Origin of the sequence: Clostridium gelidum (assembly GCF_019977655.1) — a bacterium.
In the GTDB taxonomy this organism is placed as follows: Bacteria; Bacillota; Clostridia; order Clostridiales; family Clostridiaceae; genus Clostridium; species Clostridium gelidum.
Window position 1 is genome coordinate 4408220 of sequence record NZ_AP024849.1, and the last position, 23955, is coordinate 4432174.

24 protein-coding genes and 2 pseudogenes are annotated in these 23955 nt (G+C 28.8%); 8 read left to right on the forward strand and 18 right to left on the reverse strand.

The features are described from left to right. Positions 1-36 precede the first annotated feature (36 nt). Positions 37-1689 (forward strand): hypothetical protein, encoded by a 1653-nt coding sequence (locus tag psyc5s11_RS20195; RefSeq protein WP_224034276.1) that lies wholly within the window; start codon positions 37-39, stop codon positions 1687-1689. Between the two features lie 691 nt (positions 1690-2380). Here the strand turns inward: psyc5s11_RS20195 and psyc5s11_RS20200 are convergent. The 5 genes and pseudogenes from psyc5s11_RS20200 to pnuC all read right to left on the reverse strand — a co-directional run bounded on the left by psyc5s11_RS20200 (position 2381) and on the right by pnuC (position 5924). Continuing rightward, positions 2381-3382 (reverse strand): nucleotidyltransferase domain-containing protein, encoded by a 1002-nt coding sequence (locus psyc5s11_RS20200; protein ID WP_224034277.1) that lies wholly within the window; start codon positions 3380-3382, stop codon positions 2381-2383. A gap of 58 nt (positions 3383-3440) precedes the next feature. Further along, positions 3441-3603 (reverse strand): annotated as a pseudogene (locus psyc5s11_RS20205) (RNA-splicing ligase RtcB); the annotation flags it as partial. A gap of 113 nt (positions 3604-3716) precedes the next feature. Then, positions 3717-4154 carry a GNAT family N-acetyltransferase gene (locus psyc5s11_RS20210; RefSeq protein WP_224038236.1) on the reverse strand — a complete coding sequence of 146 codons (438 nt, stop codon included), beginning with the start codon at positions 4152-4154 and terminating at the stop codon, positions 3717-3719. 13 nt (positions 4155-4167) lie between these two features. After that, entirely contained in the window at positions 4168-5211 is a 1044-nt protein-coding gene (locus psyc5s11_RS20215; protein ID WP_224034278.1) for an AAA family ATPase, read from the reverse strand. A gap of 11 nt (positions 5212-5222) precedes the next feature. Beyond that, a complete protein-coding gene (gene pnuC, locus psyc5s11_RS20220; protein ID WP_224034279.1) occupies positions 5223-5924 on the reverse strand; it encodes a nicotinamide riboside transporter PnuC in 702 nt (233 codons plus the stop codon). A gap of 562 nt (positions 5925-6486) precedes the next feature. Between pnuC and psyc5s11_RS20225 the strand changes: the two genes are divergently transcribed. The 4 genes from psyc5s11_RS20225 to psyc5s11_RS20240 are packed head-to-tail and all read left to right on the forward strand — an operon-like array spanning position 6487 to position 9892. Next, the gene (locus psyc5s11_RS20225) at positions 6487-7047 is read left to right on the forward strand and encodes an RNA polymerase sigma factor (protein WP_224034280.1); all 561 of its coding nucleotides are present in this window, start codon (positions 6487-6489) and stop codon (positions 7045-7047) included. Further along, positions 7010-7750, forward strand: coding sequence for a hypothetical protein (locus psyc5s11_RS20230; RefSeq protein ID WP_224034281.1), 741 nt, complete (start codon positions 7010-7012; stop codon positions 7748-7750). The genes psyc5s11_RS20225 and psyc5s11_RS20230 overlap by 38 nt, the downstream gene beginning before the upstream one ends. Further along, the gene (locus psyc5s11_RS20235; RefSeq protein WP_224034282.1) at positions 7750-8637 is read left to right on the forward strand and encodes an ABC transporter ATP-binding protein; all 888 of its coding nucleotides are present in this window, start codon (positions 7750-7752) and stop codon (positions 8635-8637) included. Before psyc5s11_RS20230 ends, psyc5s11_RS20235 begins: the two co-directional genes overlap by 1 nt. After that, positions 8618-9892 (forward strand): ABC transporter permease, encoded by a 1275-nt coding sequence (locus psyc5s11_RS20240; protein ID WP_224034283.1) that lies wholly within the window; start codon positions 8618-8620, stop codon positions 9890-9892. The genes psyc5s11_RS20235 and psyc5s11_RS20240 overlap by 20 nt, the downstream gene beginning before the upstream one ends. 25 nt (positions 9893-9917) lie before the next feature. On the opposite strand, the gene psyc5s11_RS20245 is transcribed toward psyc5s11_RS20240, so the two are convergent. The 6 genes from psyc5s11_RS20245 to psyc5s11_RS20270 form a co-directional block, all read right to left on the reverse strand. Then, the gene (locus psyc5s11_RS20245) at positions 9918-10385 is read right to left on the reverse strand and encodes a hypothetical protein (protein WP_224034284.1); all 468 of its coding nucleotides are present in this window, start codon (positions 10383-10385) and stop codon (positions 9918-9920) included. A 131-nt stretch (positions 10386-10516) separates the two neighbouring features. After that, positions 10517-11275, reverse strand: coding sequence for an aminoglycoside adenylyltransferase domain-containing protein (locus psyc5s11_RS20250; RefSeq protein WP_224034285.1), 759 nt, complete (start codon positions 11273-11275; stop codon positions 10517-10519). A 325-nt stretch (positions 11276-11600) separates the two neighbouring features. After that, positions 11601-12047 carry a GNAT family N-acetyltransferase gene (locus psyc5s11_RS20255; protein ID WP_224034286.1) on the reverse strand — a complete coding sequence of 149 codons (447 nt, stop codon included), beginning with the start codon at positions 12045-12047 and terminating at the stop codon, positions 11601-11603. A gap of 35 nt (positions 12048-12082) precedes the next feature. Next, positions 12083-12712, reverse strand: coding sequence for a tRNA-uridine aminocarboxypropyltransferase (locus psyc5s11_RS20260; protein WP_224034287.1), 630 nt, complete (start codon positions 12710-12712; stop codon positions 12083-12085). A 24-nt stretch (positions 12713-12736) separates the two neighbouring features. After that, positions 12737-13654, reverse strand: coding sequence for a ketopantoate reductase family protein (locus psyc5s11_RS20265; protein ID WP_224038237.1), 918 nt, complete (start codon positions 13652-13654; stop codon positions 12737-12739). 507 nt (positions 13655-14161) lie between these two features. After that, complete coding sequence (locus psyc5s11_RS20270; protein ID WP_224034288.1) at positions 14162-14599, reverse strand: HAD family hydrolase; 438 nt, start codon at positions 14597-14599, stop codon at positions 14162-14164. A gap of 346 nt (positions 14600-14945) precedes the next feature. Between psyc5s11_RS20270 and psyc5s11_RS20275 the strand changes: the two genes are divergently transcribed. Continuing rightward, positions 14946-15704, forward strand: a complete 759-nt coding sequence (locus tag psyc5s11_RS20275) for an N-acetyltransferase (RefSeq protein WP_224034289.1) — start codon at positions 14946-14948, stop codon at positions 15702-15704. A gap of 62 nt (positions 15705-15766) precedes the next feature. On the opposite strand, the gene psyc5s11_RS20280 is transcribed toward psyc5s11_RS20275, so the two are convergent. Then, positions 15767-16402, reverse strand: coding sequence for a DUF2238 domain-containing protein (locus tag psyc5s11_RS20280; protein WP_224034290.1), 636 nt, complete (start codon positions 16400-16402; stop codon positions 15767-15769). Positions 16403-16567: 165 nt separating this feature from the next. Beyond that, positions 16568-17311: a hypothetical protein gene (locus tag psyc5s11_RS20285; protein WP_224034291.1), complete on the reverse strand. Its 744-nt coding sequence runs from the start codon at positions 17309-17311 to the stop codon at positions 16568-16570. Between the two features lie 192 nt (positions 17312-17503). Here psyc5s11_RS20285 and psyc5s11_RS20290 point away from each other — a divergent pair, with 192 nt between their 5' ends. Next, positions 17504-18463, forward strand: coding sequence for an arginine deiminase family protein (locus tag psyc5s11_RS20290; RefSeq protein ID WP_224034292.1), 960 nt, complete (start codon positions 17504-17506; stop codon positions 18461-18463). 205 nt (positions 18464-18668) lie between these two features. Here psyc5s11_RS20290 and psyc5s11_RS28320 read toward each other — a convergent pair. From psyc5s11_RS28320 to psyc5s11_RS20310, 4 genes and pseudogenes are all read right to left on the reverse strand, one after another. Beyond that, positions 18669-19253: pseudogene (locus psyc5s11_RS28320) on the reverse strand (DUF3885 domain-containing protein); the annotation flags it as partial. A 318-nt stretch (positions 19254-19571) separates the two neighbouring features. Continuing rightward, positions 19572-21029, reverse strand: a complete 1458-nt coding sequence (locus psyc5s11_RS20300; protein ID WP_224034294.1) for a DUF7674 family protein — start codon at positions 21027-21029, stop codon at positions 19572-19574. A gap of 114 nt (positions 21030-21143) precedes the next feature. Then, positions 21144-21491 (reverse strand): TIGR04076 family protein, encoded by a 348-nt coding sequence (locus psyc5s11_RS20305; protein WP_224034295.1) that lies wholly within the window; start codon positions 21489-21491, stop codon positions 21144-21146. A gap of 366 nt (positions 21492-21857) precedes the next feature. Beyond that, positions 21858-22049, reverse strand: a complete 192-nt coding sequence (locus psyc5s11_RS20310) for a hypothetical protein (protein ID WP_224034296.1) — start codon at positions 22047-22049, stop codon at positions 21858-21860. A 337-nt stretch (positions 22050-22386) separates the two neighbouring features. On the opposite strand from psyc5s11_RS20310, the gene traF reads away from it, so the two are divergent. Then, entirely contained in the window at positions 22387-22737 is a 351-nt protein-coding gene (gene traF, locus psyc5s11_RS20315) for a conjugal transfer protein TraF (protein ID WP_224034297.1), read from the forward strand. Between the two features lie 584 nt (positions 22738-23321). Here traF and psyc5s11_RS20320 read toward each other — a convergent pair. Further along, positions 23322-23813 (reverse strand): HD domain-containing protein, encoded by a 492-nt coding sequence (locus psyc5s11_RS20320; RefSeq protein WP_224034298.1) that lies wholly within the window; start codon positions 23811-23813, stop codon positions 23322-23324. Positions 23814-23955 lie beyond the last annotated feature (142 nt).

Consider the following 23955-nt stretch of genomic DNA (forward strand, 5'->3'; position numbering starts at 1 on the left):
GGAGTGTATATGAGAATTACTTCATCAAGTGTGAGCATGAGCGGAAACACAAGTGAAATTTACACTACATCACAAAATCATAAAAACATCGAATCAAGTATTACTAGTGATTCATCTAATAATCCGGCAGCAATTATTACCATATCAGATGAAGGCAGAAATCAGTTAGAAAACCTCTCCAACAGTAATAGTCAGCAAATAGAACAATTAGGACAAACTAGCGATAGTAAGGTTATAAACTCAAAAGGGGAATTAACGCAAACCTTAATAGATGGTACGTTGACAGCCTTAAGTAATCAAAGTGTTAGCTTTACAAAAACAAACTCAGCTTCTACGTATGTTGGCAACAATTATGCTGGTGGCTCTGTTGGTGGCTCTTATAAGAGTTATTCAGCAGATAGTGTTGAAATGTCTTTAGATCATACGGAAAGTGTAAAGGCAAATTTTAGTTTTGCAGAAGACGCACCATATAAAGATAACACAAGCACCCGCAGCACCACTGGGGACTTTACTATAGAAGATAATCAAACATCGTTGACTCATTCTGAATCTGTTGAAAAAATACAATCAGAAACCTTTAATGAGCAAAATTTGAACTTCAATGCTCATATGATTGTACAAACATCCTCAGGCAAAGCTAGCTCTATAGGCTTATCAGTAAATGTTTCTAGAGAGTTTTATGAGAAGTTAGATGGTACTGATAGCATCAAGTTTGAAAAAACTATGCAAAAACTTGTAGATCCTCTTGTTATTAATTTTGATGCATCTAGCGCTGAGCTTAGCAATGTTAAATTTTCCTTTGACTTGGATTGTGATGGAACATCAGACCAAATTTCTAGACTTTCGAAAGGTAGTGGCTTTTTAGCACTGGATAAAAATAATGACGGACAAATTAATGATGGCAGTGAACTATTTGGAACAAAATCAGGAGATGGTTTTGCTGATTTGGCATCATATGATACTGATAAAAATGGCTGGATTGATAGCGGTGATGAAATATATGATAAGCTTCGCATATGGACAATGGACGAAAAGGGAAATAACCAATTAGTCGGTCTTGGTGAAAAAGGAATTGGTGCAGTTTATTTAGGTAATGTTAATACTGATTATTCTCTAAAATCTTCTGACAATGAGTTAAATGGAATGATTCGTCAAACAGGAGTTTTCCTTAGAGAAAATTTTACAGCTGGTACTATTCAACATGTGGATTTTGCATTAGATAAAAATAGTAGTGGCTTAAACACTTCACCACGAGAAAACTTTACCGAAAACTCTCTAAAAACAGTAGATAATGAACCTAATAAAACTAAAAATATTCTTTCAAAGACTACCATAAATATGCCACAAAACATTGGTTCTATTGAACAACATATAAATATAGAACTACAGACTAACAATTACCAAAGTATAAGGCTAAGCAACACTAATGTTAAATCCACTTGGCAAACACAAGAAAACATGTCAGACGATACTTCAAAAGAACTAAAAAATTTCCTTGAAGAAACTAAAATGCAAATAGAGCAATTCAAAAGAATTTTGGCTAAACTTAATTTTCAAAAGAAACATGTTGATATGACTTTGCAAGGCGGAAGTAAGCTATATGCCATAAATCAGTTGACATACAATTATTCTGAAGATAAAAATTCCGTATTAGATAAATATATAAAATTTATGGAAGATAATGAATAAGTTAATTTAATCAATATGTTTTAAAAGCAACAGTGTAGCTTTTGGGGAGCATAATATATACTTGTGTAAATCACATCTATATATGCTCCCCATTTATCCTTTTATTTTATTCTAAATTCTATTTCATTTAAAACAAATCAATCAATAAGACTATCATTCAAAAAAGCCCATTACTTATGATATGGTTCACCATTCATTATCCTAAACCTTATTTAATAAGCAATCTCTTCATTTGGTTTAAGTCAATTGCGCATTATAGACATAATTACACTTTGTATCACATATAATTGTACTACAGCTTTTACCAAGTAACATCATTTTTCCCAATGTGTCCCCAAAAATATTTACATTTAATTTTAAATTATATATTATTACACAAAAAGCACAGACAACTGCCTATGCTTCAATTAATTTTTTATTAACTCACTTAAACTTTTCTTGCTTAATTTCATCATAAAAATAATATTAAAAACAAGATCAAACCACTTCAACCCCCGATGTTTACTATAAATATTTTCATATTTAAATATTTTTCTTTGAACATACATACCTTTAAAAATATATTTCTATAAACAAAGTTTCCTAGGAATAGATAATATTCATTGTTACGAAGTTTAGTTACCTTAAAGTACATTAATAAAAGTAGAAAAGAAGATATCTCAAAATGATTTTTTCATTTTAAAACACCTCCTTATTTATTGTAATAATCTTCATATAAAGAAATCAATAATTCTTCTACTTGTTCTTCCTTAGGCTCTTTAGGCAATGTAGTACTAATTGATGCTTCTTTAAACTTAAAATCATACAACTCTACCATCTTGAATAATTCATCATAACTATACTTGCCTTTTCTAATATACATTAATAAATCATGTTCTTCTGCACGATATGTATTAATTTGATGTGTATTCAATATTTCAGTTCCCATAATAAGCAGTCTTATTAAATGCATAGCATGCTTTAAAAGCTTTCCATCATCTTTTTTTCTATTCCTATGATTAAGCTTGTCATAGTCACGAACAATATTACTCATTTCTGAATATATAGATGCAAAATCCCTTAATGGATATTTATCTATATTAATATCCATTAATATCTCTGTTTCCTTGTCTTGTTTATTAGATTTATCAATATATAAATTGATACTTCCTTCAGGGAATTCTGTGTAATTAGATGAAAAATGATTCATTTGACTATTTACTGTAGCAAGTATATGTTTTTCTTTTTCTTCCTGTGGATACTGGTCTCTTGCTAATGCATTTTGTAACCTTCTTAGTTGTGCAGTAGCATAATTACCAAAAGTATTTATTATTCTTTTTGATAAAAACAACTCTTTATTTTTGCGTAATGTCTCCCCATACTTATTCATATAAATAATATGCTCATCTTTAGTACCTAATAATTCAAGGATATTAGGATTACCTTTTAATGCTAATGAAACAAATTTCTTAAGTCCATATATAACAGTATCTGTTTCTATATCTTCAAATTGCTCAAAATTCTGAAAACCATAAATATTTTCTTTTCTTTCTATTGTCACTCCACGTAAATCTATATCACTATGATCTAAATTAGTTCCATAACCAATAGAACCTGAAAGTGTCAAATAAATTATATTATTAGCTAAATTTTCATTTGAATTGATAAACTTATATTCCTCTTTATTTAAAATATCTTTTGTTACAGCACTCATAATATCCCTCCATAATAATTTTTAAGGGTCTTTTTAAAAAACTCATTTAAAATACTAGGATTTCTTTTCTACGTCCTTCTGCCTTATATTCTTTAATTATTTTATCTCTTTTGATAAAATAATCTTCTTTACCACTGCATAAATCTATAGCCAAGTTTTGGATACATACTCGCTACTTGAGTTCCCAAATTTCTACTGCGTGAATGTATTACAAGATACTTTTGTACCATCCTTAAGTATACACAGACTATTTTACACTTTTGAAAGTGTTTCTATTTAGCTTCATCTTATTATCTTCATCAATATTTTTCTTGCAACTTTTACAATATTATTTTCAAATTTCTTTTCCCATCATAACTATACCTTCAAAACTTTTAAATCCATGCTTTTTATAAAAGCCTTCAGTTCCTACTGTTTTTGATGTAAGTAAAATCACTTCATCTATACCTCTACTCTTTAATCGCTTTATGAATTCTTCAAATAACTTTGAACCCATGCCCTTACCTCTAAGCTTTAAGTCTACACAAAATTCCTTAATATTAAAATGCATACCATTATAATAATATTCATGATTTCCAAGTATCATTCCAATTAGCTTGTCATCTTCATAAGCAACCAATCCATAGAAGCCTTCACAATTTATCATTTGAGAAATACGTTTAGAGACGATTTCAATAGTCCACTCATCATTCCATGGTTCATAATTAAAAGCATCTACATAAATTTCAGCTATTTCTCTAATGTGCTCTTTGGTTAATTCTTTATATTTAATCATTATTCTCCCCTTATTTTATATCTTTTACTGCTCCATCAAAATAAAGAAACATTTCAATGCCATCAATAAGCTCTATTGCCTTCAAAAATCGTTCTTGATAATTCCCTGTAATGCACTGATACTCAATATTTTTTTCATCAAAGATACTTTTAATCTGATTACTATATTTCTTTCTGTTTTTCTTTATTTCTTCAGTCCTTGTACCATCTTGAACAAACTCAACATCTGGCTCCAAAAACAATACCAAATCATAATTATTTATTGCACTAATAGTATCCGCTAATTGCTCATTTTCAATTCTTTCTTGCTCATTAGTCTCTAAAAATTGAAGATAAAACTTTGTAATTAAGCAGTCTGTATCCACAAATAATACTTTATTACTAGTTTGAAGCATTTCAATTTCATTTATTTTATGTCTTAGCAGTATTTCCGTAAAATCCTCTGGAAGCATTAATTCATCATTCCCTGATTTTTCAGATAATTCACGCCCAGCTTCATCAATATAATTTGTATTATAATAATTTGCGAGATTTATAGTTAATGTTGATTTTCCAACACTTTCTCCACCAATTAGTAATACTTTTTTTATAAAATATGGTCTAACAACATTAGGTATCCAGTCCCAATATTTATAAGGATTAGAACGAATTTTTGTAGAACTTATTTCATCTCTCTTAAAATAATAAATCTTACTTTCTGGATAACATTTTGCGTAAAAGCTTTCCTCATTGTAATCATCACCACAAAAAACAATATCAATCTTTTTACCAATCATTTTTTTAACCTTCTTTGAATCATCTTCCCAATACTCACTAGTATAATTTTCTTTTGAATCTGAATCATCTTCAAGTATATGAAGGCTAACATTTCCAATATGCTTTATAATATGATAAACCCATCTATATTTTATTCTTACACCAATTTCATTACGATTTTTACCATTGCTAATAATGATATGTAACTCTTTGCACTGATTTGCAGCTTCGATAATACATCTTACATGTCCTTGATGCAAAGGATTAAACGAACCACCATACATTCCAACTTCATACATAATAGTTTCCCCTATTCACTAATAATTGTTTTACTTTCTTTGTACCATTTTATAAACATAAAGATTGCATTAAGCAAATAAATACTCCACATAAGCAATGTCGCAACACTTTCCCCTCCATTAAAGAAAGCAGCTATCCACATAAATACTGTTACCACATCAACCACAATCCATAAAATCCATTGCTCCATATATCTTTTTACACATAAAATCTGAGCAAAAATTGATACTACGGTACTCATACTATCGACAAAAGGCAAATTCCCACCCATATACCTTAATAAGATACCATAACCATATACACAGACCACACAAAGTGCTCCTGTTACTAATTGCCATTTTAAATTTAATTTATCTTTTACTACTTCTTGTGTCTCAGAATTTATATGTTTTTTCCACATATACCATCCAACAAAATTCATTGGAAGATAATAAATTAAATTAAGCATGACTCCACCATAATATTTGGCGCCCAAAGCAATATACGCATATAAAACAGTATTAAATATTCCAAATATGTAAGAAGATATTTTTCCCTTCCCCGTCAAAATAACACAGATAACGCCAGTTAATGCCGCAAAAATTCCAACCATGCTATCTTTCCAATATATTGATAAAACTAAAATCACTGCTGATGCAAAAAACAACCAAAATTTTTCTATTTTACTCCAGCCATACAATTCATTTTTAACAAATTGCTTAAATTTCTCCATATATAAATTTTCCCCCTTAAAATATAAATAATATTCATAACTTTGAAGTATAGTTGAGTATTTTTATTATAACATATTTTGTAAAACAGGCTCCAAACATAATTAAGTAACTAATCGATAACTAATATACTCCATTATAGTACTCTACCATTCTTTCTCTGAAAAAACATGACAAGTGCAATTTAGTTCAATATACCAATCAAGTGTTGCTTATTATTTTTATATGTTTAATTTGATTAATACATCGATTAAATTCTATAGCTCCTTAATTTTTTTATGCTAATTTGAGATTAAGGCACAATCAAAAAAATAAATAAAAACCTGCTAAGCAGTACTTCTGTATTTTTGTTGTTCTTACATAGGTATGATATACTAATGGTAAATTCAAGAAATACTTTTGTCTTTATATTGAATATATTGGGCTGCTTGCATAGGTAAGCAGCCTATATTTTTATATAAAAAGTAATTTGAGAAAAAATATAAATTATCCTGACTTTTTGTTTGCATAAGTTGTTATACATAATGAAACGCACTTTTTAGTCTGTCGAAAGGAGGTAAAGTAGTGGACAAGGACTTTTTTCTAATACGAAGAATGAAACATGGCGATGAATCTGCAGTTGACGATTTTGTAAAGCAGTATTATAACGAAATATATAGATATTGTTATTATAAACTGTCTGATAAATGGCAGGCTGAGGATGTTACACAAGATACTTTCACTAATTTTTTTAAACATTTTAACAGCTATATTCACAAAGGTAAGGCAAAAAATTATCTTTATGTTATTGCAGGTAACTTGTGTAAAAATGAATATAAAAAGCATAAAGAAGTGTCCGACTTGCAAGTGGAAGACCAAATAGCGGATATGAAAGAAGTACAAAAAGAATTTGTGCTGAAGGTATCCATGGAACAGGAAATTTCTAGGTTGCCAAATGAGTTCAAGGAAGTGGTTCTTTTATACTATTTTCAAAATTTGAAGATCAGAGAAATTGCAGAAATACTGAGTATTAATATTTCATTAGTAAAATATCGTCTCTCAGAAAGTAAAAAGATGCTTAAAAAAAGTATAAATAAGGAGGATTTTTATGGATATTCATTCGAATCAGAAAATTCCAGCTTATGATGAAAAAAAGATGCTGCAGACAATTGATGTTGCTAAGAAGGAATATCGCAGGCAAATGCTTTTACAACCCATGAATAGCTTAGAGTTTCTATTTCAGCAAATGTTATCTTTGAGTAAAAAATATTGGTTGACACAACTTATTGTTTTCTTTGCAGCTGCTTTTAGTTTGGGTTTCATGAACTTATATGAAGGTATAGGTGAAAATAAAATTAGCTATTGTGCTATCTTTGCACCTTTGTTGATTATATTTTCAATACCAGAGCTATGGAAAAATATATCTACTAATACCTATGAAGTAGAAAATACAACATACTTTGACTTACGAAAGGTATACCTTTCAAGATTAGTGTTAGTAGGAATGTTGGATTTGATATTATTGAGCTTATTAACTGTAATAACCGTGCAGACAGGAGGATTTTCACCATATGAAGCAGTAATTTATTTCTTTGTACCATTTAATTTCAATTGCGGCATCTGTTTTTCCTTGCTATGGAGTAAAAGAAGAATATGTTCAGAACTTCTTGCTGTAAGTAGCTGTATAAGTGGAGCGTTTTTTTGGTATCTACTGGTGAAAAATTATCATGTATATGAATTACTTCAGATAAAAACATGGTATGTACTTTTGATTGTTTCTTTGGTGTATATTATTTTTGCTGGAAAAAGAATTGTGGAATCTGGAAGATGTTATTTGGAGGTATATTAATGAAATTACGAGTAAATAATTTATGTAAGAATTTTAAAGAAAATACGGCTGTTAATCATGTGAGCTTTACATTAGAAAAAGGAGTATATGGTTTGCTTGGAGCTAATGGTGCAGGGAAAACAACTCTTATGAGAATGCTTTGTACGCTAGTTACTCCTACTAGTGGAACGATACAATATGATGATGAAGATATCCAAGACATGGATGAAAGATATAGGCGAATTCTTGGTTATCTGCCACAAGAATTTGGATATTATCCGGAATTTTCAGCACAAGATTACCTATTATATATAGCTGCATTAAAAGGATTAAAGCCAATAATTGCAAAAAAACGTGTAAATGAATTATTGGATATAGTTTCACTAACAAAAGTTAAAAAGAAGAAAATAAAAACTTTTTCTGGTGGAATGAAGAGAAGGCTTGGGATTGCTCAGGCGGTGCTGAATGATCCAGAGATTTTAATATTAGATGAGCCAACAGCAGGACTAGATCCAAAAGAAAGAATCCGTTTTCGTACGCTAATCAGCCATATTGCTGAGGAACGAATTGTTCTATTATCTACTCATATTGTGTCAGATTTAGAATCCATGGCAAAAGAAATTTTAATTATGAAAGATGGAAGCATTATTGCACAGGGAGATATTGAAAATTTACTGTCTGAAGTAAGAGGTAAGACATGGACTTGCTTAGCAGATTCAAAAGAGGCAGAAGAATTATGTTCCACGTATTTATTCAGCAATGAAAAGAACTGTGGCGAGAAGGTTGAACTTAGAATTATTTCAGAAACAAGCCCTTCTGAATCTGCTATACAGGTTGAGCCTGCTTTGGAAGATTTGTTTATATACTATTTTGGCGAGGTGAATGAAAATGCAAATTTTGAAATATGAAATGAAAAAAATATTTTATAAAAGGAGTGCGATTATAAGTTTAATAGTATTAGGAGTTTATTTAGGAAGCTCGATATTTTCCTGTGTCCAAGCAATATCTGGTAATGCTGCTGATGATGCTGGAAATGGCATTAGCGGAATTAAAGCAATAAACTTAGTGAAGAATGAAAAAATGAAATGGAATGGTATTTTAACAGAAGAATTCATTGGGAATGTAATAAAAGAAAATCATGAAATCAATTCAGATAGTAAATATGCTGGTATTCCCAAATCAGATACTCAGCTTTCAAAATCAGATATTCAGCTTTTAAATATGCAATATTATCAAAAACAGGGATTTATGGATATACATCACCTAATTATGGCCTCTTATTGTAAAATTCATTTCTATGATTATAACATTATTGACAGCTTAAGTGTTGATGATGCAGGCAGATTTTATTCAAATCGGGTTGATTATTTAAAAGAATTACTGGCTAGTGAGGAATCAAGCTGCCTTACAAAAAACGAGAAAGAATATTTGATAGATTCTGCTAAGAATTTAACTACACCACTTAAGTATTCCTATGCAGATGGTTGGCTGAATGCATTGGAAAAGAGTGCAACTGTAATTTTTGCTTTATCATTTGTAATTTGTATTTTAATGGCACCCATATTTTCTGTAGAATATCAAACAGGCAGCGATGTAATCTTACTTACTACTGAGCATGGAAAGAAAAAAGGGATTGTATATAAGCTGTTTGCTGGATTGTTATCCACCTCTCTAGTATATTGGATAACTATATGTATAGTGCTTGGTTCTATTTTTATTATATTTGGCTTTGAGGGTGGTAATTCTCAACTTCAGGCGTCTTCCGATGGCTGGAAAAGTTTCTATCATATCACAAACAGTGAGGCTCTTTTGATGGTATTGCTTTTGGGTTATGTAGGATGCCTGTTTATTAGTAGTTTGACTATGTTCCTTTCATCTAAAGTAAAAACATCCTTTGCAACGATTATTTTGATAGTTCTAATTATCATGGTTCCTTCAACCATTGATCAGTTTCTAATTCAAGGAAGCTTCTGGGATAAAATTTTAAACATGCTACCATCTCAGATGCTGCTAGGTTGGAAATTGCTGCAGACATTTACACTTTATGATTTTGGAGGAAAGGTAATCACACCTTATCAGCTACTTCCTGTTTTATATGGTATATTGGCAAGTTTATTATTACCTTTTGCTTATAGATCATTTCGAAAACATCAGGTGGCATGATAGGTTTTTCCCTATTTTTTAGTATTTATGCAGGTTCATATTTTTCTGTAATATACCATTCACCTTCTATTTTTTTAATAGTAAATTTGATTGGTATATTCCATGAACCTCCTATGGTTTTATTATTTGAATCATATATTTCAACTGAATAAGTCATTTGCACATAAACTATACCTGGAATTTTAAATCGTGAATTTTCATGTAGACTAAAGTCTACTTTAAAAGGTTTTTTATAGTCGGGACTATTCACATTATAAATGTTATAAATATTTATGCTTTTAAATGTTTCTTGTGACATATGCTTGGATAATTCCTCAGAGTATCCATTATCAGTTAAAAATGCTTCCTTTACTACATTGTACGTATCTGTCTCCGAAAACCATTTAGGCATAAATTTAGTATATGCATAAGTACTCATAATTCCCAAGCATAGTATAATTCCAATGCTTAATACTCTATTTCTTTTGAAAAATTTCTTAACTTTATTAAACATATCTTTCCCCTTTTTACCCCAAGTAATTTATTGGTTAATACAGTGTCAGTTCGACGTAATAGATTGCACTTACAGAATAATATTCTACTGTTGTGCACAATCATAGATTGCGAATTAGACTATTCTTATGATTATTCTTTTAATCCTATCTTACTTTCCATATACTCACAGTATTCCAATGCAAGTGAATGATTCAGCACAATATTTTGGTCTGAAGTATAACATACAAGTGCTTCTTTAATTAATCCTTTATATTTACCATCAACATTTTTTATTCCCCATTCTCCACCTTCTTTTTTAGAAAGCACCAACCTATCTTGCACATATGCCAAAACTCTGCAAAGATTCAAAATAATATAAATCGAATTATCTATTACTTCATCTTGTGAACCGATAATATCGCTCTTAATACTATCTAAATACGCTTCTGATGGTATCTCTCCAAAAACATCATTAATTGGTTTTCCATATAGAACAATACCCCGATTCTTAGTAATGACGAAATGGGCTGCTAAATCATGGTCTGTACCATTCATTTTTTCAATATATTCAGTTGGATTACTCTTATACCAGTTTAGATGCGTATTTGAAAAATGCAAATCAAACGGAGTTGGATAAACAAAGTTTTTACAATACTCACTTCTAATTAAACTCATTTCAATTCCTTTTGCGGGTGCATTATCATTTAAAGCAACAATAACGTCCATAAACATTTTCTTTTGAAGGTCTGTAATTGCGTTTTCTACTACAAACAAAATATCTATATCACTTTTGATTGGATTAAAGCATCCCATGGCAATAGACCCATGTAGATATATTCCACTCAGATCGTTCTCGAAAATACGACAACCATATTCAACTAATTCATCTAACAACTTTTGCCTTTCCATCATATCCCCCTTATAAAAATAAATAATCTTCAAAATGAAAGCAAACTACTTCAACCATCGATGTTTCCTATAAATATTTACATATTTATATATTTATATATTTTTCTTTGAACATATATATCTTTTAAAATATGTTTCTATAAACAAAGTTTCATAGAAACATATAAAAATACCTTACTCCTATTAAAAATCAATCAAAAATATCAACTACATTATCGAGGATTTAAATGACTTGCCTTTTCCTACAAAACGATTAAGTTGGGAATAATTGCTGTAATTTTCCATCATTATCTTCATCCATATTTTTCTTGCAACTTTTACAAAATTATTTTGAAATTTCTTTTCCCATCATAACCATATTTTCAAAACTCTCAAATCCTTGCTTTTTATAAAAACCTTCCGTTACATCAGCTTTTACTGTTAGCAAAACAATTCTATCTATACCTTTCGATTTCAATCTATTTGTAAATTCATCAATGAGTTTAGTTCCTATTCCAGTACATTTAACTTTTACATCCACACAGAATTCTTTAATTTGGAAAAGCATTGCATCATAATAATATTCATGATTACCTAGTATCATTCCAATTAGCTTTTCATCTTCATAAGCAACCAATCCATCAAATCCTTCACAATTTATCATTTGAGAAATACGTTTAGAAGCACTGTCAGTGGTCCATTCATCATTCCATGGTTCACAATTAAAGGCATCTACATAAATTTCAGCTATTTCTTTAATATGTTCCTTCGTTAATTCTTTATATTTAACCATTAATTTATCCTCTTTTTCTTATAAATATAAATTTCTTAAAATTTCAGTCCATTAGCTCCTGCTATAAAACTTTTTATAAACAAATCGAAGACACCTTTAATTAACTGTGCATTCTCAAACTCATAATTTAACTTAAGTACTTCAATTGCTGCTTCAATAGTACACAGTTCGCCTTCTGATGCACCTCTTCTCAAAGTGTATTCTGACTTATGAATTGGATTTAATGAAATTCTTGGTAACTTCTTTAAATAATCACTCTTCCTTAATATCTTCGCAGCTTCTTTCCATGTACCATCCAAGATAATAAATGCTGGAGTTTTTTCCGAACTTTTATATTCAAACTTTCTTTCTGATAAATCATCATTCTCTATAGGAAATAGCATATATATTTCATACTCTTCACTATTAATATATTCAATTAATTTTTCAGGATCATTTGTTCTCTCCCAAAGAATTAACTCAGTTGATTCTGGATTAACCAATTTCAGTAATCTAGCTGTATTTGAAGGTCTACGGAATTCTCTTTCCGTTGATAATATCCACATCTTTGCTTTAGTTCCTATTTTAGGTGTAATATTGCAGATGCAATTTATTATTGGTAGCCCACATTTGTTGCAACTCTCGTACAATTTCGTAATTTGCTTAACTTTAAATTTAGAATTCATCTTACCTCCTGCATTAATACTTTTTTAATACTGGCTTTCTACAAATTTAATTTTATCATACAGCTGCTGATTCACAGGTGTTGGAATACAATATTTTTCGCCCATTTTAATTACCGTACCTGAGAACAACTCAACCTCGCTATAACGCTTTGCTTCTAAATCTTGACGCATTGATGGCTTTCCACCTGGGCTTAAAGTGCTTAATATATCTAACCAATAGTTCAAGTCATCTTCATTTAAATTTATACCTTTAATCTCTGACAGTACCATAACCTCTCTCATAGCTGAAATCATTGTATCTCTTGCTTGTCCTTCTTTTTGAATCTGACCATAATTACTTTCATATACAGCTACTGTTTGATTTACACCAACATTTAGCATAAATTTACCCCATAGCCTCCTATTCATATCAATAACAGCCTGGTACGGAAATTCCATCTTCTCAAAAAACTCTGTGACCTTATTTACTTTTGTAGATATAACTCCTGGTTGCCCTTCTCCAAAGCATAACATTCCCATATGTTCATAGGTTAGCTTATTTCCTATTTTTACTGCATCCATTCCCTGTGCAACGCAATGTAAAATTTTATCCATGCCATAAGTCTCTCCAATAACAGTCTCACTGGTAATGCCATTTAATGCAGATAAAATAATTGTCTGTTCTCCCACTTGATTTTTCATAGCTTGGATAGCATCGTTTAATCCATCATATTTAACTGTAAAAATGATTAAATCAGCAGGTTCACATAATTCTTCTGGTGTCATATAATTAAATTCACAAGGTTCTCCATTACAATACATGTGATTGCTCTCATATTTCTTTATTCTATCTCTATCAGCAATTATTCTTAAATCTGCCTTTGGCATTCTTTTAGATAAGTGATTTCCAAATAAAATTCCTAATGCACCTAATCCAATAATTGATACTGTTCTTATTTCCATCATAATCCTACCTTTCTTTATCCTATTAATCTAATTTTATCATAAAATAGAAATTATATTGATCATTAAACAATTTCATTATTTCTTGGTACAACTTATTACATAGCATACTATAGTATCTTTTAAATCTCATATTAATTTTTTGTATTTCTTCTACATAATTTTATATGTAGAAATTTTTTATTATAATATTTGAGATAAAACAAAAAAGCACTCTATCCCAAAGAATAGTTGTGCTTTACTCATAAACAGTATTTACTTCATTATTGTTTGTCATTTGTTCAATTTTTTTATTCTTAACTTTTTTATTTTTAAAATTGTAAAACATTTAAATTTAACCCCATTTTTCTTTAAAAAGTATCTATTTAAAAATTTGTTTCTTTCTTTAAATTTGGCTATGGTTTAATATAGTGTTGAAATATAGCCTTAAAAAATTATAGGTGAGATTGTCCACCTATAATGATCAATATAAAAATGTTGCGTATGTTATGCTCGTTTTATGTAATATTAATATTTTATAATATTAATTGATAAATTTTTAAACTCTTGAATAAGTTTTTCATAGTTTCTTTTTTCATGGTCAAAATAAATAATGTTCATTCCCATGCTTTTAGGAACAATAAGATTCTTTTCTTGATTATCAATGAATACACATTCATCAGTATTTACATTCAATCCCTCTATAGTTTTTACAAAAATTTCATTATAGTCTTTTCCTGAACCAATTTCTGCCGAAATAGTAATTGAATCAAATATTTCATTCCAATCATAATATTTAACAATATCATCTATACGGTCTTTCTTGTTATCAGTAACCATACCAATTTTATAATTTTGCTGTTTTAGTTCATCTATAAATTCTATCATTTGCATATCTATAGGGGTATTTATAAAGGATTCATATAATATATTTATATCAATTTTAGAATTTAGTCCTTTACACAATTTCTCCCAGATGTCCTCCCTTCATTATACTACAAATTTCACAAGTTTCCCTTTACTAACCTACAGCTCCCCTCCTTCTTTTTACATAATTAATTTATTATAATAGAAATATTAATATCTCTATCTCTTTATTTTTCTTATAAGTGCAAATTGGTTAAAGATTCAGTTCCTGATTTTGTTTTAAAATTACTGTTACTTTATTCACACAAACTTCATAACGTAATTCTTGATTTTTAGATTCAACCATTAGTATAGAAATAAATATTTGAATATATTCAACTTAATATGACCTACTGTTGTCATGTTATATGTGGTATTCTTTAATTAAACGAGGGGAGAGATTATTGTGGAACTTATTCAAATAACAGAAAATAATATATATCAAGAGCATATATGTTGTGCTATTTCCGAAAAAAAAGGAGAATGTTGTGTTAGTTCAAAAAAAGACTGGCTTAAAGATCGCTTTAAAGACGGACTTATTTTTAAAAAAGCAGATGTAAGAGGCAAAGTTTTTATTGAATATATACCTGGTAAAAAAGCTTGGTATCCAATTAATGCAGATGAATATATGGTTATTGATTGCTTTTGGATTTCTGGACAATATAAAGGAAAAGGAATATCAAATATATTATTAAATGAGTGTATTAAAGATAGTAAATCTCAAGGAAAAAAAGGCATTGTCGTAATTTCATCAAAAAAGAAAATGCCATTTTTAAGTGATGGAAATTATCTGAAATACAAAGGCTTCAAAATTGCTGACACTGCTGAACCATACTATGAACTTTTGTATCTTCCTTTTGAAGACGGAACAGAAAAACCATCTTTTAAAAATTGTGCAAAAGAAAGCAAAATTTCAGAAGATGGTTTGGTAGTATATTATTCTAATCAATGTCCACATACCGAAAAATATATTCAAATAATAAAAGAAATAGCTAATAAACGAAGTGTTGAATTAATAATACACAAATTTGAAAACTTAGATAGTGCTAAAAATGCGCCCTCACCATTTACAACATATAGCTTTTTCTTTAATGGTAAGTTTGTAACAAATGAAATTTTATCAGAAAAGAAATTCATTAAATTCCTTGATGAAAACGGATTATAACATTGTAGTTCACGTAAATTTATTCCTTTTTTTATAAAATCACTTATTAATCTATTTCGTTTCTAGCATTTATTATATTGTTTTAAAAACTTATCATGAACTCTTGTTAGTAATAACAATGAACTAATGCTCCCTATTAATGCAAAAAACATATCCCATTGTGTATCCCATACATCGCCTTGAGTTCCTAAAAATGCATCTGCCGCACTACCTGTAGCTTCTGCTACTCCCCATTCTATTAATTCATATGACGCACTAATCGCTAAGCAAGTACATATTACTAAAATATTTAATAATTTGCCTCTTCTTAGTGGTGAAGTTCTAAGTAGTATTTCTCTCATAATAATTGCAGGTATAAAACCCTGTGCAAAGTGACCTAAACGATCATAATGATTTCTAGAAAGTTCAAAAGTATCTCTTAACCAGTTAAAAGCAGGCATTTCTGCATATGTATAATGTCCACCAATAATTAAAATAATAGAATGTATTAGTATTAGCACATAAACTATGTTAGTTAGCCTAAATCTCTTATATGTGATTATTATAAGAATTAAGCCTATTACTGCAGGCAATACTTCTAAAAACCACGTAAATAAATCCATAGGATTAATTAATGACCAAATAAATACTGCAATAAAAATACATAGCAATGCAACATGAAAATATTCTACTACTACTTTATTTTCTTTCCCCCTCATATTTAAGACCTCCATTTTTAATTTTAAGATTCTTAACCAATCAAACAACTTTTAATAGTATATGTTTATTTGTATATAGTCTCTCATAATTATACTACACTATTTTATTTATCTTTTGGGAACTTGTGTATTAAGTAGAATACTTTAGTATTGGTTTTACAAGTCTTATTTAAAATTATTTTTTATTATTTCAATCATCTTTTCTTTATTTTCTTTTAATTGAATTAATCTATTTACATTGGCTCCAGATGGATGTGGAAATCCTTTTAAAATTTGATTTTCATTTATGATATTATTTTCGCATAACTTATATAAAACTTCTTCTACTGATCTTCCTAAAGGTATTATAAGAATATTGTCTACATTATCTAAACTTTTTAATTCATTAACGAAGTTCTCATTAATATATTTCATCAAAAATTCACTTTTCATAAGCTTTGGAGTATGACCTGAATAATTTTTACCTTTTACAAAAACAGAATATGGTATTAATGAAACAGTATGTAATAAATAATCCTTTTCTTCAAATAACTGACTACAGCTATTTATCTTTAAATATTTATTAATTTCTATTTCATCTAGCATATTAATTAGATTATTTCTAAGGCTACCACTAAAACGTGCTGCTTTCTTACATTGATATTGAATTTTTTCAATATTGTTATAATTTTTCAGTTCTCTTCTTGCAGTAGAAATAGCAGTGCTCATTTGCTGAAAACCAGGAGTTATTCCAACTATAAATACCCTTGCCTTTGAATTTATATACTCATTATGAGGTGAATAATATATTTCTATGTCTTTCTCTTTTTCTATTAAAAAATCATTTATTAAAATTTCATCTTTATTATATTTATCTTTTATGGGTAATCTCTTTATTTTATCCCTATAATCATACAATGTTTTTTTCATCTTTAACACCTAATTTCTATTTTTATTTTCAGTATCTTTATTATAATCATAATTTAAAACATTATGATTATTATTGCAAATTTAATTGCTTCGTCATTATGACGAAGCTTTCTTGCAATATACATAAATTATAAATAAAGTGAATCTGGATAAACTAAATCATATAAAAAAGATGAGGAGCTGTAATAATATATGGATATACATTTAACTGACGTGAAAACAAATCGCTTTATAGGGCAATATGGTACTGAAAAGCTTGGCAAATTGAAAAGTGTTATGATTCACACTCCTAAAACGTCCCTTAATATAATAAACAAAAATAACTATAAATATTATCTATTTAATAAATCACCTAATTATCACAAGTTCATAAATGAACATATAAGATACTCACAGTTTTTAAAATCTCTTGGAATAGAGGTTTTAGAGCTTAGTAGTCTTGTAAGTGAAAATATAGATTTAATGAATAAACACCCTAATCTAACATACCTACACGATGTTGGAGTTGTTAATACAAATGGAGCTATTTTATCTAAGATGTGCCCTGGAGGAAGAGAACATGAAGATATTGTTCTTAAGGAGGCTCTAACAAATCTTGGAATTCCTATATTCCACGAATTTAATACAGGTGATAATTTTGAAGGATGCTTAATGTTATCTCCAGACACTCTTTTAATAGCAAACACCGAAAGGCATACTGAAGCTTCTATTATGAAAGGTATTCCAAAGTTTTTAGAGATTTTCAAGAAAGTAATTTATGTAAAAATTCCTAAGCTCAGGAGGTATATGCATCCCGATATGATTTATAATCGTATTAGCGACACCTTAGCTCTAGCGTACATTCCTGCATTTCTAAAAACTTTTCTCATTACAAAAGATGCCAAAATTCAGATAGATTTTAAAACCTACATGGCTAATAATGGAGTAGAAATAATCAACATTACAAATCGTGAACAATTATATTGGGGAACCTCCTTCATTCCTCTTGAACCTAATGTAATTATTCATTATGACTTTTCATTAACCACAAAAACTCAGAAAATGCTTCATGATCGCAGTGTGAAAATTATAAAGTTTCATCCAGATGATGCCCTCCTTGCCGGTGGTGGAAGTCTTAGATGTCTTACTCTAAGACTTTATAGAGGGAACTGAATTAACTAACATTTTATATACTTCCTAGTTTATGAATAATGGGACTTTGTATTCTGTTTATGATAGTTCATCGTATCAATAGCAATTAATAACACTTATAACTTACCCTACAAATTGTAATTTGTTTCTTAACTATACTATTACGAATAAAAAAATATCACTAATTCAAATTTCTTTTGAATTAGTGATATTTTTAAATAAGTTATTAATTATTTCTAAATACTTTATTTATATGTTCTCTATCATAATCTAGTATCCATTCATTATAATTCTTATAAAGTGGATAAATTGTTTCTCTCTTTTCAGAGACAATATCTAATCCTCTATCATCATAATAATGGAATAATACATTCAAATTCGTATCAAATAGAAATATGGCTGATACAAGTGCTGAAAATCCACCTAGATCAGCTTTACTTATCTCTTCTAAAAGTTTATTTATATTTATAACATTTGTTCTCAAATCCCAATAATAAGATATCTTTTCTATTTGCTCATCACTATCCTCATCTAAATAAACCATATCGGAATATTTCTCCTGAGGTAAAGGTAATTCTGTTATTTCCATAAAATTCTGAAGAAAATCTCTACCATACTCATTATACTCATTCGGATACATTGTCCAAAGAAGAGTATCAAATTTACAGGGCAAACTCTGATATATAGTTAAAACCTTTTTATGAGTTTCTTGTAGATATTTAGGATTTAACTCGTCATTACAATATACTTCACCCCAAGACTCACTTATTTCAAATCTTATTCCTACAGGACTGTTATAAAAAATAGGATTTTCAAGTCTTTCATTCCTATTTTTTCAACGGATAAATAAATACGTTCTTTCAGCAAATTTTCACACTCCTGACTAGAAAATATAAATAATTTATATTCTAAATTTCTTAATATTGTACAATTTATCTTTTTATAAATTATAACATATCTTGTAAATACCATACTATTCAATTTTATAAGCTATAGATGCACATATACATAGAATTACGCAGTAAAAAAACCGCAGATTCAATCTCTTGAATAATGCGATTTTACAATGCGTTATATGTTTTGATTAATATGCAAAGCTCTTATAAGTCAAAAATTTCTACAAACTAACCTAAGGATTCCAATATTTTATCAAAGCTATCCAATATTTCTTTGTATCTGGCTTTAGATATTTCTCCATTATTTTTAACTCGTATCCATTACTTAATAAACCATTTTGAAAATCTTCAAGCAAACCTACAACAATTGCATCGCTAACAAAAGAATCTCCTTCCTGAATCAAACGCTCTATTTCATCGAAAATATCATTAAAATCTCCAAAACTATTATTTATTGTCAATTCTGTTAGATGCCTTGCAAATACGTACAAGTCTCTATACAGAATTGTCTCACAGTCTCTATCAAAATTATCTTCTAAATGTTCTTTCCATTTGCCCTCAAATGATGGACATAGATTAATTAAAAGTTCCATTACATTTTCCCTTTGCACCATTAGCTTTCCTAAAACTTTTTCTATATCATGGGTTATTTTCTTTGTTTCTTTCCCCATATACTTTTGAGATTTTGACAGTATTGTCATATCATATCCCAAATATCTTAATACATCTTGAACTTCATTATAATAAGAAGTAGCTATTTTTTCTAAAAAATTAAAAATTCTGCTTATTAATTCTCTATCTTCGTCAATCTTAATCAAATTAACTAAATATGGATTTAAAACATCTTCAAAAATAATATGTCGTTGTGGTTCTTCACTATGATACATTTCTAACTTCTTATAATAAAAGGGTTTTATTTCTGGAATTTCTTTTAATAATTTTATTTCCACTGTATTGTTATTTATAAATTGAGATTTATCATTCATTTCCTTTGTATATTCCCCCATATATTTTGGGGATTTTGTTAGTATTGTTTTATCCTTTGCTAATTCATCTAATACCGTTAATTCTAATACGTTTTTAAGTATATAATCGTGACTCGTAGCCATTCTTTCTAAAAAATTAAAAATTCTGCTTATTAATTCCTTATTTTCGTTAATCTCAAGCAAATTAATCAAATATGGATTTAAAACATCTTTAAAAATGCTATATTTTTCTGTTTCTTCACCATAATTCTGTTCTAACTTCTTGTCACAAAAAGGTTTTATTTCTGGAATTTCTTTTATTAATTCTTTGTATGCTGTATTGTAATTGAAAAATACAGCTTCATCGCATACACTCTTTGTTTCTTTACCCATATATTCCTTGGATTTTGCTAATATTGTGTCATCTTTTGACAGTCTTTCTAATACCGTAAATTCTAATAATGAATTTTGAACTAAAAACTCGTCATTAGTAGCCATTTTTTCTAAAAAATTAAAAATTCGGATTATTAATTCTCTATCTTCGTTAATCTTTAGCAAATTAACCAAATATGGATTTAAAACATCTTCAAAAATAATATGTGGTCCTGGTTCTTCTCCATGCCACTGCTTTAATACCATATCATAAAAAGGTTTTACCTCTGGAATTTCTTTTATTAACTCTTCGACTACTGTATCGAAATCAGTATTCAAAGGTAAATTTTCCATTCTACCACCTCACAATCGAACCAAATTCAAATTTCAACTCCTGTTTGTCAGATTACCAAACTGAAATTTATACATTTTGGTCTATCTTCAAACTGAACACAATAAAAATTTAATCTAATCGAAAAACTTCCCCTTATAAAAATTCTCATTTTCAAGTTTATTTGCCGTCATCCTAAACATAACACAGCCATCTGGACATACAACATCCTTGCTGTATTTGCCATCACCACCAATATTCTTTAAATCTCCACCACTTCTGACAGCCTCCATGATTGGGAACATAATCATCATTACTTTGGAGCAAATACCCTGTCCATCGTTATTTACAGGACAGCCATAGGTGCAGGTATACTTATCTCCAACCTCCTCGCCGTTTCGGCAATACCGCTCTGTGTGGTCACTTCGAAGAAACCCTGTTACCTCAATTTCCCATTCATACTCTTCATCATACCATTTTTTCATAATTATCCTCCAAATTCTAACTTATCTGTTTATTATGAGTTAATTATACCATACTTTCCAATATCGCATTATTTAACTAAATAGTGTGATTCTAATTTACTATTAAAATTTCATAATCAATGAAAACACTACAAATTGGAGTTTCTACATTCCTTATCTTTTTATAATTAAGCTTATTCATAAAATAATTTCATAATCAATGTGCTCACCCGAAAAAGCTGTATCATCTTTATTTTCCCTTCTTTGGCGAAGTTTAAAGCCTATACTTTCATAATTATGTTGTGCTGAAATTAATTTGCCATTTGTGCTTACAACAATTTTTTTAACACCATCATACTGAAAGATTTTACGAACAGCTTCCTCAAGTTATATTTCCCCATAACCATTACCCTTGTATCTGGTTACAATGCAGTTATGTCCAATGGGCTCACCATCCAAAGTTGTAATAAAACCATATTTATCTGCAATTTCCAAATTATCAAAGAAAAAGTTATCAAATTCTATCCAATTGGGTTCAAAACATTTTTGCCATCTATTATCAAAGGAATATCCATCCACCAATAATCGGTACAATATTCCTCTATAAAAGTCGCTTTTTTTTTAAATTCGAGACTCACCTATTGTTCCCCCCTTGTATAAAATTACAATTTATCTTTTAATTCAACATATTTTCAAAATACCATACTTATCACTTCTCATATAATTTTCTTTTTCTATGCCTTCTTTTCTAGTTCCAGATAATTTAAACACATTCTCTATATGATATGATCACCATCATATTATGGATAGTTATAATATTTTCTATAATTTCACAAAATTACTACTAGAAAAGCTAACTAAATTGATTTAATAATTTAGCTTTGATATAATATTATAAAAAACAAGGAGGATACAAATGTTTGAAAAAGATAGCTATGAAGAAGATGTAAGGTTATTTGAAAAAGTAATTTCTACACAAGCAGACGAATTATTATCTAATGAAGACTTAGCTGTTGCTTATATTGGTCGTGCAACATGCCCATTCTGCCGTAAATTTGCTAAAAAATTAAGTGGCTTGACTAATAAAATTAACATAACTATTTACTATGTGGATAGTGATAATTTTTCAGATAATTCAATTAACTCATTTAGGGAAAAATATAATATTGTAACTGTACCAGGATTTATTGTTAGTAAAAATAGAGAAATAGAGGTTCGTTGCGATTCTTCAATTACAGAAGACGAAATATTAGATCTGTTAAAATAAATAATCAACTAATTTAATTACTATAAACTAAAGATATGTTAATTATAATAATACAAAAAGTGTGATAGTACTTTTCTATGGTAATCGTAAAAATTTTAGCACCTTTAATATTTTTTTAAAGGCAGCAGTAAAATATCCTAGTAAGGCATGAATAAGCTTTACTAGGATATTTTATAATACGTCTAATGTCTTAATTTCGTATTATTAGCCTAATTGGTATAATTATAAACTGTAAAACTATATGTATTTATTTTATATAACAGCCTCGCAACATCTTGATACCTTCGTGTATCTATTTTCTAAAAAATCCAAATCACTGACTTCCCATTTTAGACATTATGAGCATCTCTACAATACTACTTTCTTACTTTTCTTCAGAAGATAAAAATTGTAGCCCCTCTATTTCTTCACAAATATCCTCCGTTCATTATACTACAATTTTTACAAATTCCTCTTTATTTTTCCTTTAATCCCCTCATTCTTTTCACTAATTTTTTTATTTATTTCTACAGTCCTTTCACTAAAATTAAAAAATCCTCACCAGCACTCATATTAAGTATTGGAGAGGATATAATTAATTTTTCTTATAAATACAAATTGGTTAAAAATTCAGTTCCTGCTTTTGTTTTAAAATATTTATTATTAATACTTTCTATTTGAGGAATTTTAATTTCATCTTCATAAATATTAACTAAGAAATCTGCTTCTATTAATATTTGATAATCAATTCCATCAATTTCACTATATGTATGATGATGCCCAATTAAATGACATACTCTTTCTATAAATTTTTCATCAAACTCAAATTTTAAAAGCATTTCTCTTGCAACTGGTGGTCCTTCAATCTCTTGATAATTTCCTGTTGATGAATTATATTTTTCTTCACTAATTTTTATTCCTATATCATGCATTATAGCTGCTACTTCTAAAACATCTTGAGTCTCTTCATTTAGTTTTTCTAGCTCACCTATTGATTTAGCAAAAGAAAATACCTTTAAAAAGTGATTTACTCTTCTTGGATCTTTTGCATAATATCTTATCATTTCATTTATTATAGTACTTGTCTTTTCTTTCATAGTTTTATCTCAGTGTTGGATATTATATACACTTAGGCACATGAAAATAAATAATAAGCCCAACCAACACCAGAGTTCACCTTCTTTCTGTTTAATTTTCCTATAATAACTATTATACTTATTCTCAATAAATTTTGTAATA

Excerpts from the sequence above, each read along its gene's own strand:
- psyc5s11_RS20195 (WP_224034276.1), top strand. The coding sequence starts at position 37 with ATGAGCGGAAACACAAGTGAAATTTACACTACATCACAAAATCATAAA.
- psyc5s11_RS20200 (WP_224034277.1), bottom strand. The coding sequence starts at position 3,382 with ATGAGTGCTGTAACAAAAGATATTTTAAATAAAGAGGAATATAAGTTT.
- psyc5s11_RS20215 (WP_224034278.1), bottom strand. The coding sequence starts at position 5,211 with ATGTATGAAGTTGGAATGTATGGTGGTTCGTTTAATCCTTTGCATCAA.
- pnuC (WP_224034279.1), bottom strand. The coding sequence starts at position 5,924 with ATGGAGAAATTTAAGCAATTTGTTAAAAATGAATTGTATGGCTGGAGT.
- psyc5s11_RS20230 (WP_224034281.1), top strand. The coding sequence starts at position 7,010 with ATGGATATTCATTCGAATCAGAAAATTCCAGCTTATGATGAAAAAAAG.
- psyc5s11_RS20235 (WP_224034282.1), top strand. The coding sequence starts at position 7,750 with ATGAAATTACGAGTAAATAATTTATGTAAGAATTTTAAAGAAAATACG.
- psyc5s11_RS20240 (WP_224034283.1), top strand. The coding sequence starts at position 8,618 with ATGCAAATTTTGAAATATGAAATGAAAAAAATATTTTATAAAAGGAGT.
- psyc5s11_RS20245 (WP_224034284.1), bottom strand. The coding sequence starts at position 10,385 with ATGTTTAATAAAGTTAAGAAATTTTTCAAAAGAAATAGAGTATTAAGC.
- psyc5s11_RS20250 (WP_224034285.1), bottom strand. The coding sequence starts at position 11,275 with ATGGAAAGGCAAAAGTTGTTAGATGAATTAGTTGAATATGGTTGTCGT.
- psyc5s11_RS20255 (WP_224034286.1), bottom strand. The coding sequence starts at position 12,047 with ATGGTTAAATATAAAGAATTAACGAAGGAACATATTAAAGAAATAGCT.
- psyc5s11_RS20260 (WP_224034287.1), bottom strand. The coding sequence starts at position 12,712 with ATGAATTCTAAATTTAAAGTTAAGCAAATTACGAAATTGTACGAGAGT.
- psyc5s11_RS20265 (WP_224038237.1), bottom strand. The coding sequence starts at position 13,654 with ATGGAAATAAGAACAGTATCAATTATTGGATTAGGTGCATTAGGAATT.
- psyc5s11_RS20280 (WP_224034290.1), bottom strand. The coding sequence starts at position 16,402 with ATGAGGGGGAAAGAAAATAAAGTAGTAGTAGAATATTTTCATGTTGCA.
- psyc5s11_RS20285 (WP_224034291.1), bottom strand. The coding sequence starts at position 17,311 with ATGAAAAAAACATTGTATGATTATAGGGATAAAATAAAGAGATTACCC.
- psyc5s11_RS20290 (WP_224034292.1), top strand. The coding sequence starts at position 17,504 with ATGGATATACATTTAACTGACGTGAAAACAAATCGCTTTATAGGGCAA.
- psyc5s11_RS20300 (WP_224034294.1), bottom strand. The coding sequence starts at position 21,029 with ATGGAAAATTTACCTTTGAATACTGATTTCGATACAGTAGTCGAAGAG.
- psyc5s11_RS20305 (WP_224034295.1), bottom strand. The coding sequence starts at position 21,491 with ATGAAAAAATGGTATGATGAAGAGTATGAATGGGAAATTGAGGTAACA.
- traF (WP_224034297.1), top strand. The coding sequence starts at position 22,387 with ATGTTTGAAAAAGATAGCTATGAAGAAGATGTAAGGTTATTTGAAAAA.
- psyc5s11_RS20320 (WP_224034298.1), bottom strand. The coding sequence starts at position 23,813 with ATGAAAGAAAAGACAAGTACTATAATAAATGAAATGATAAGATATTAT.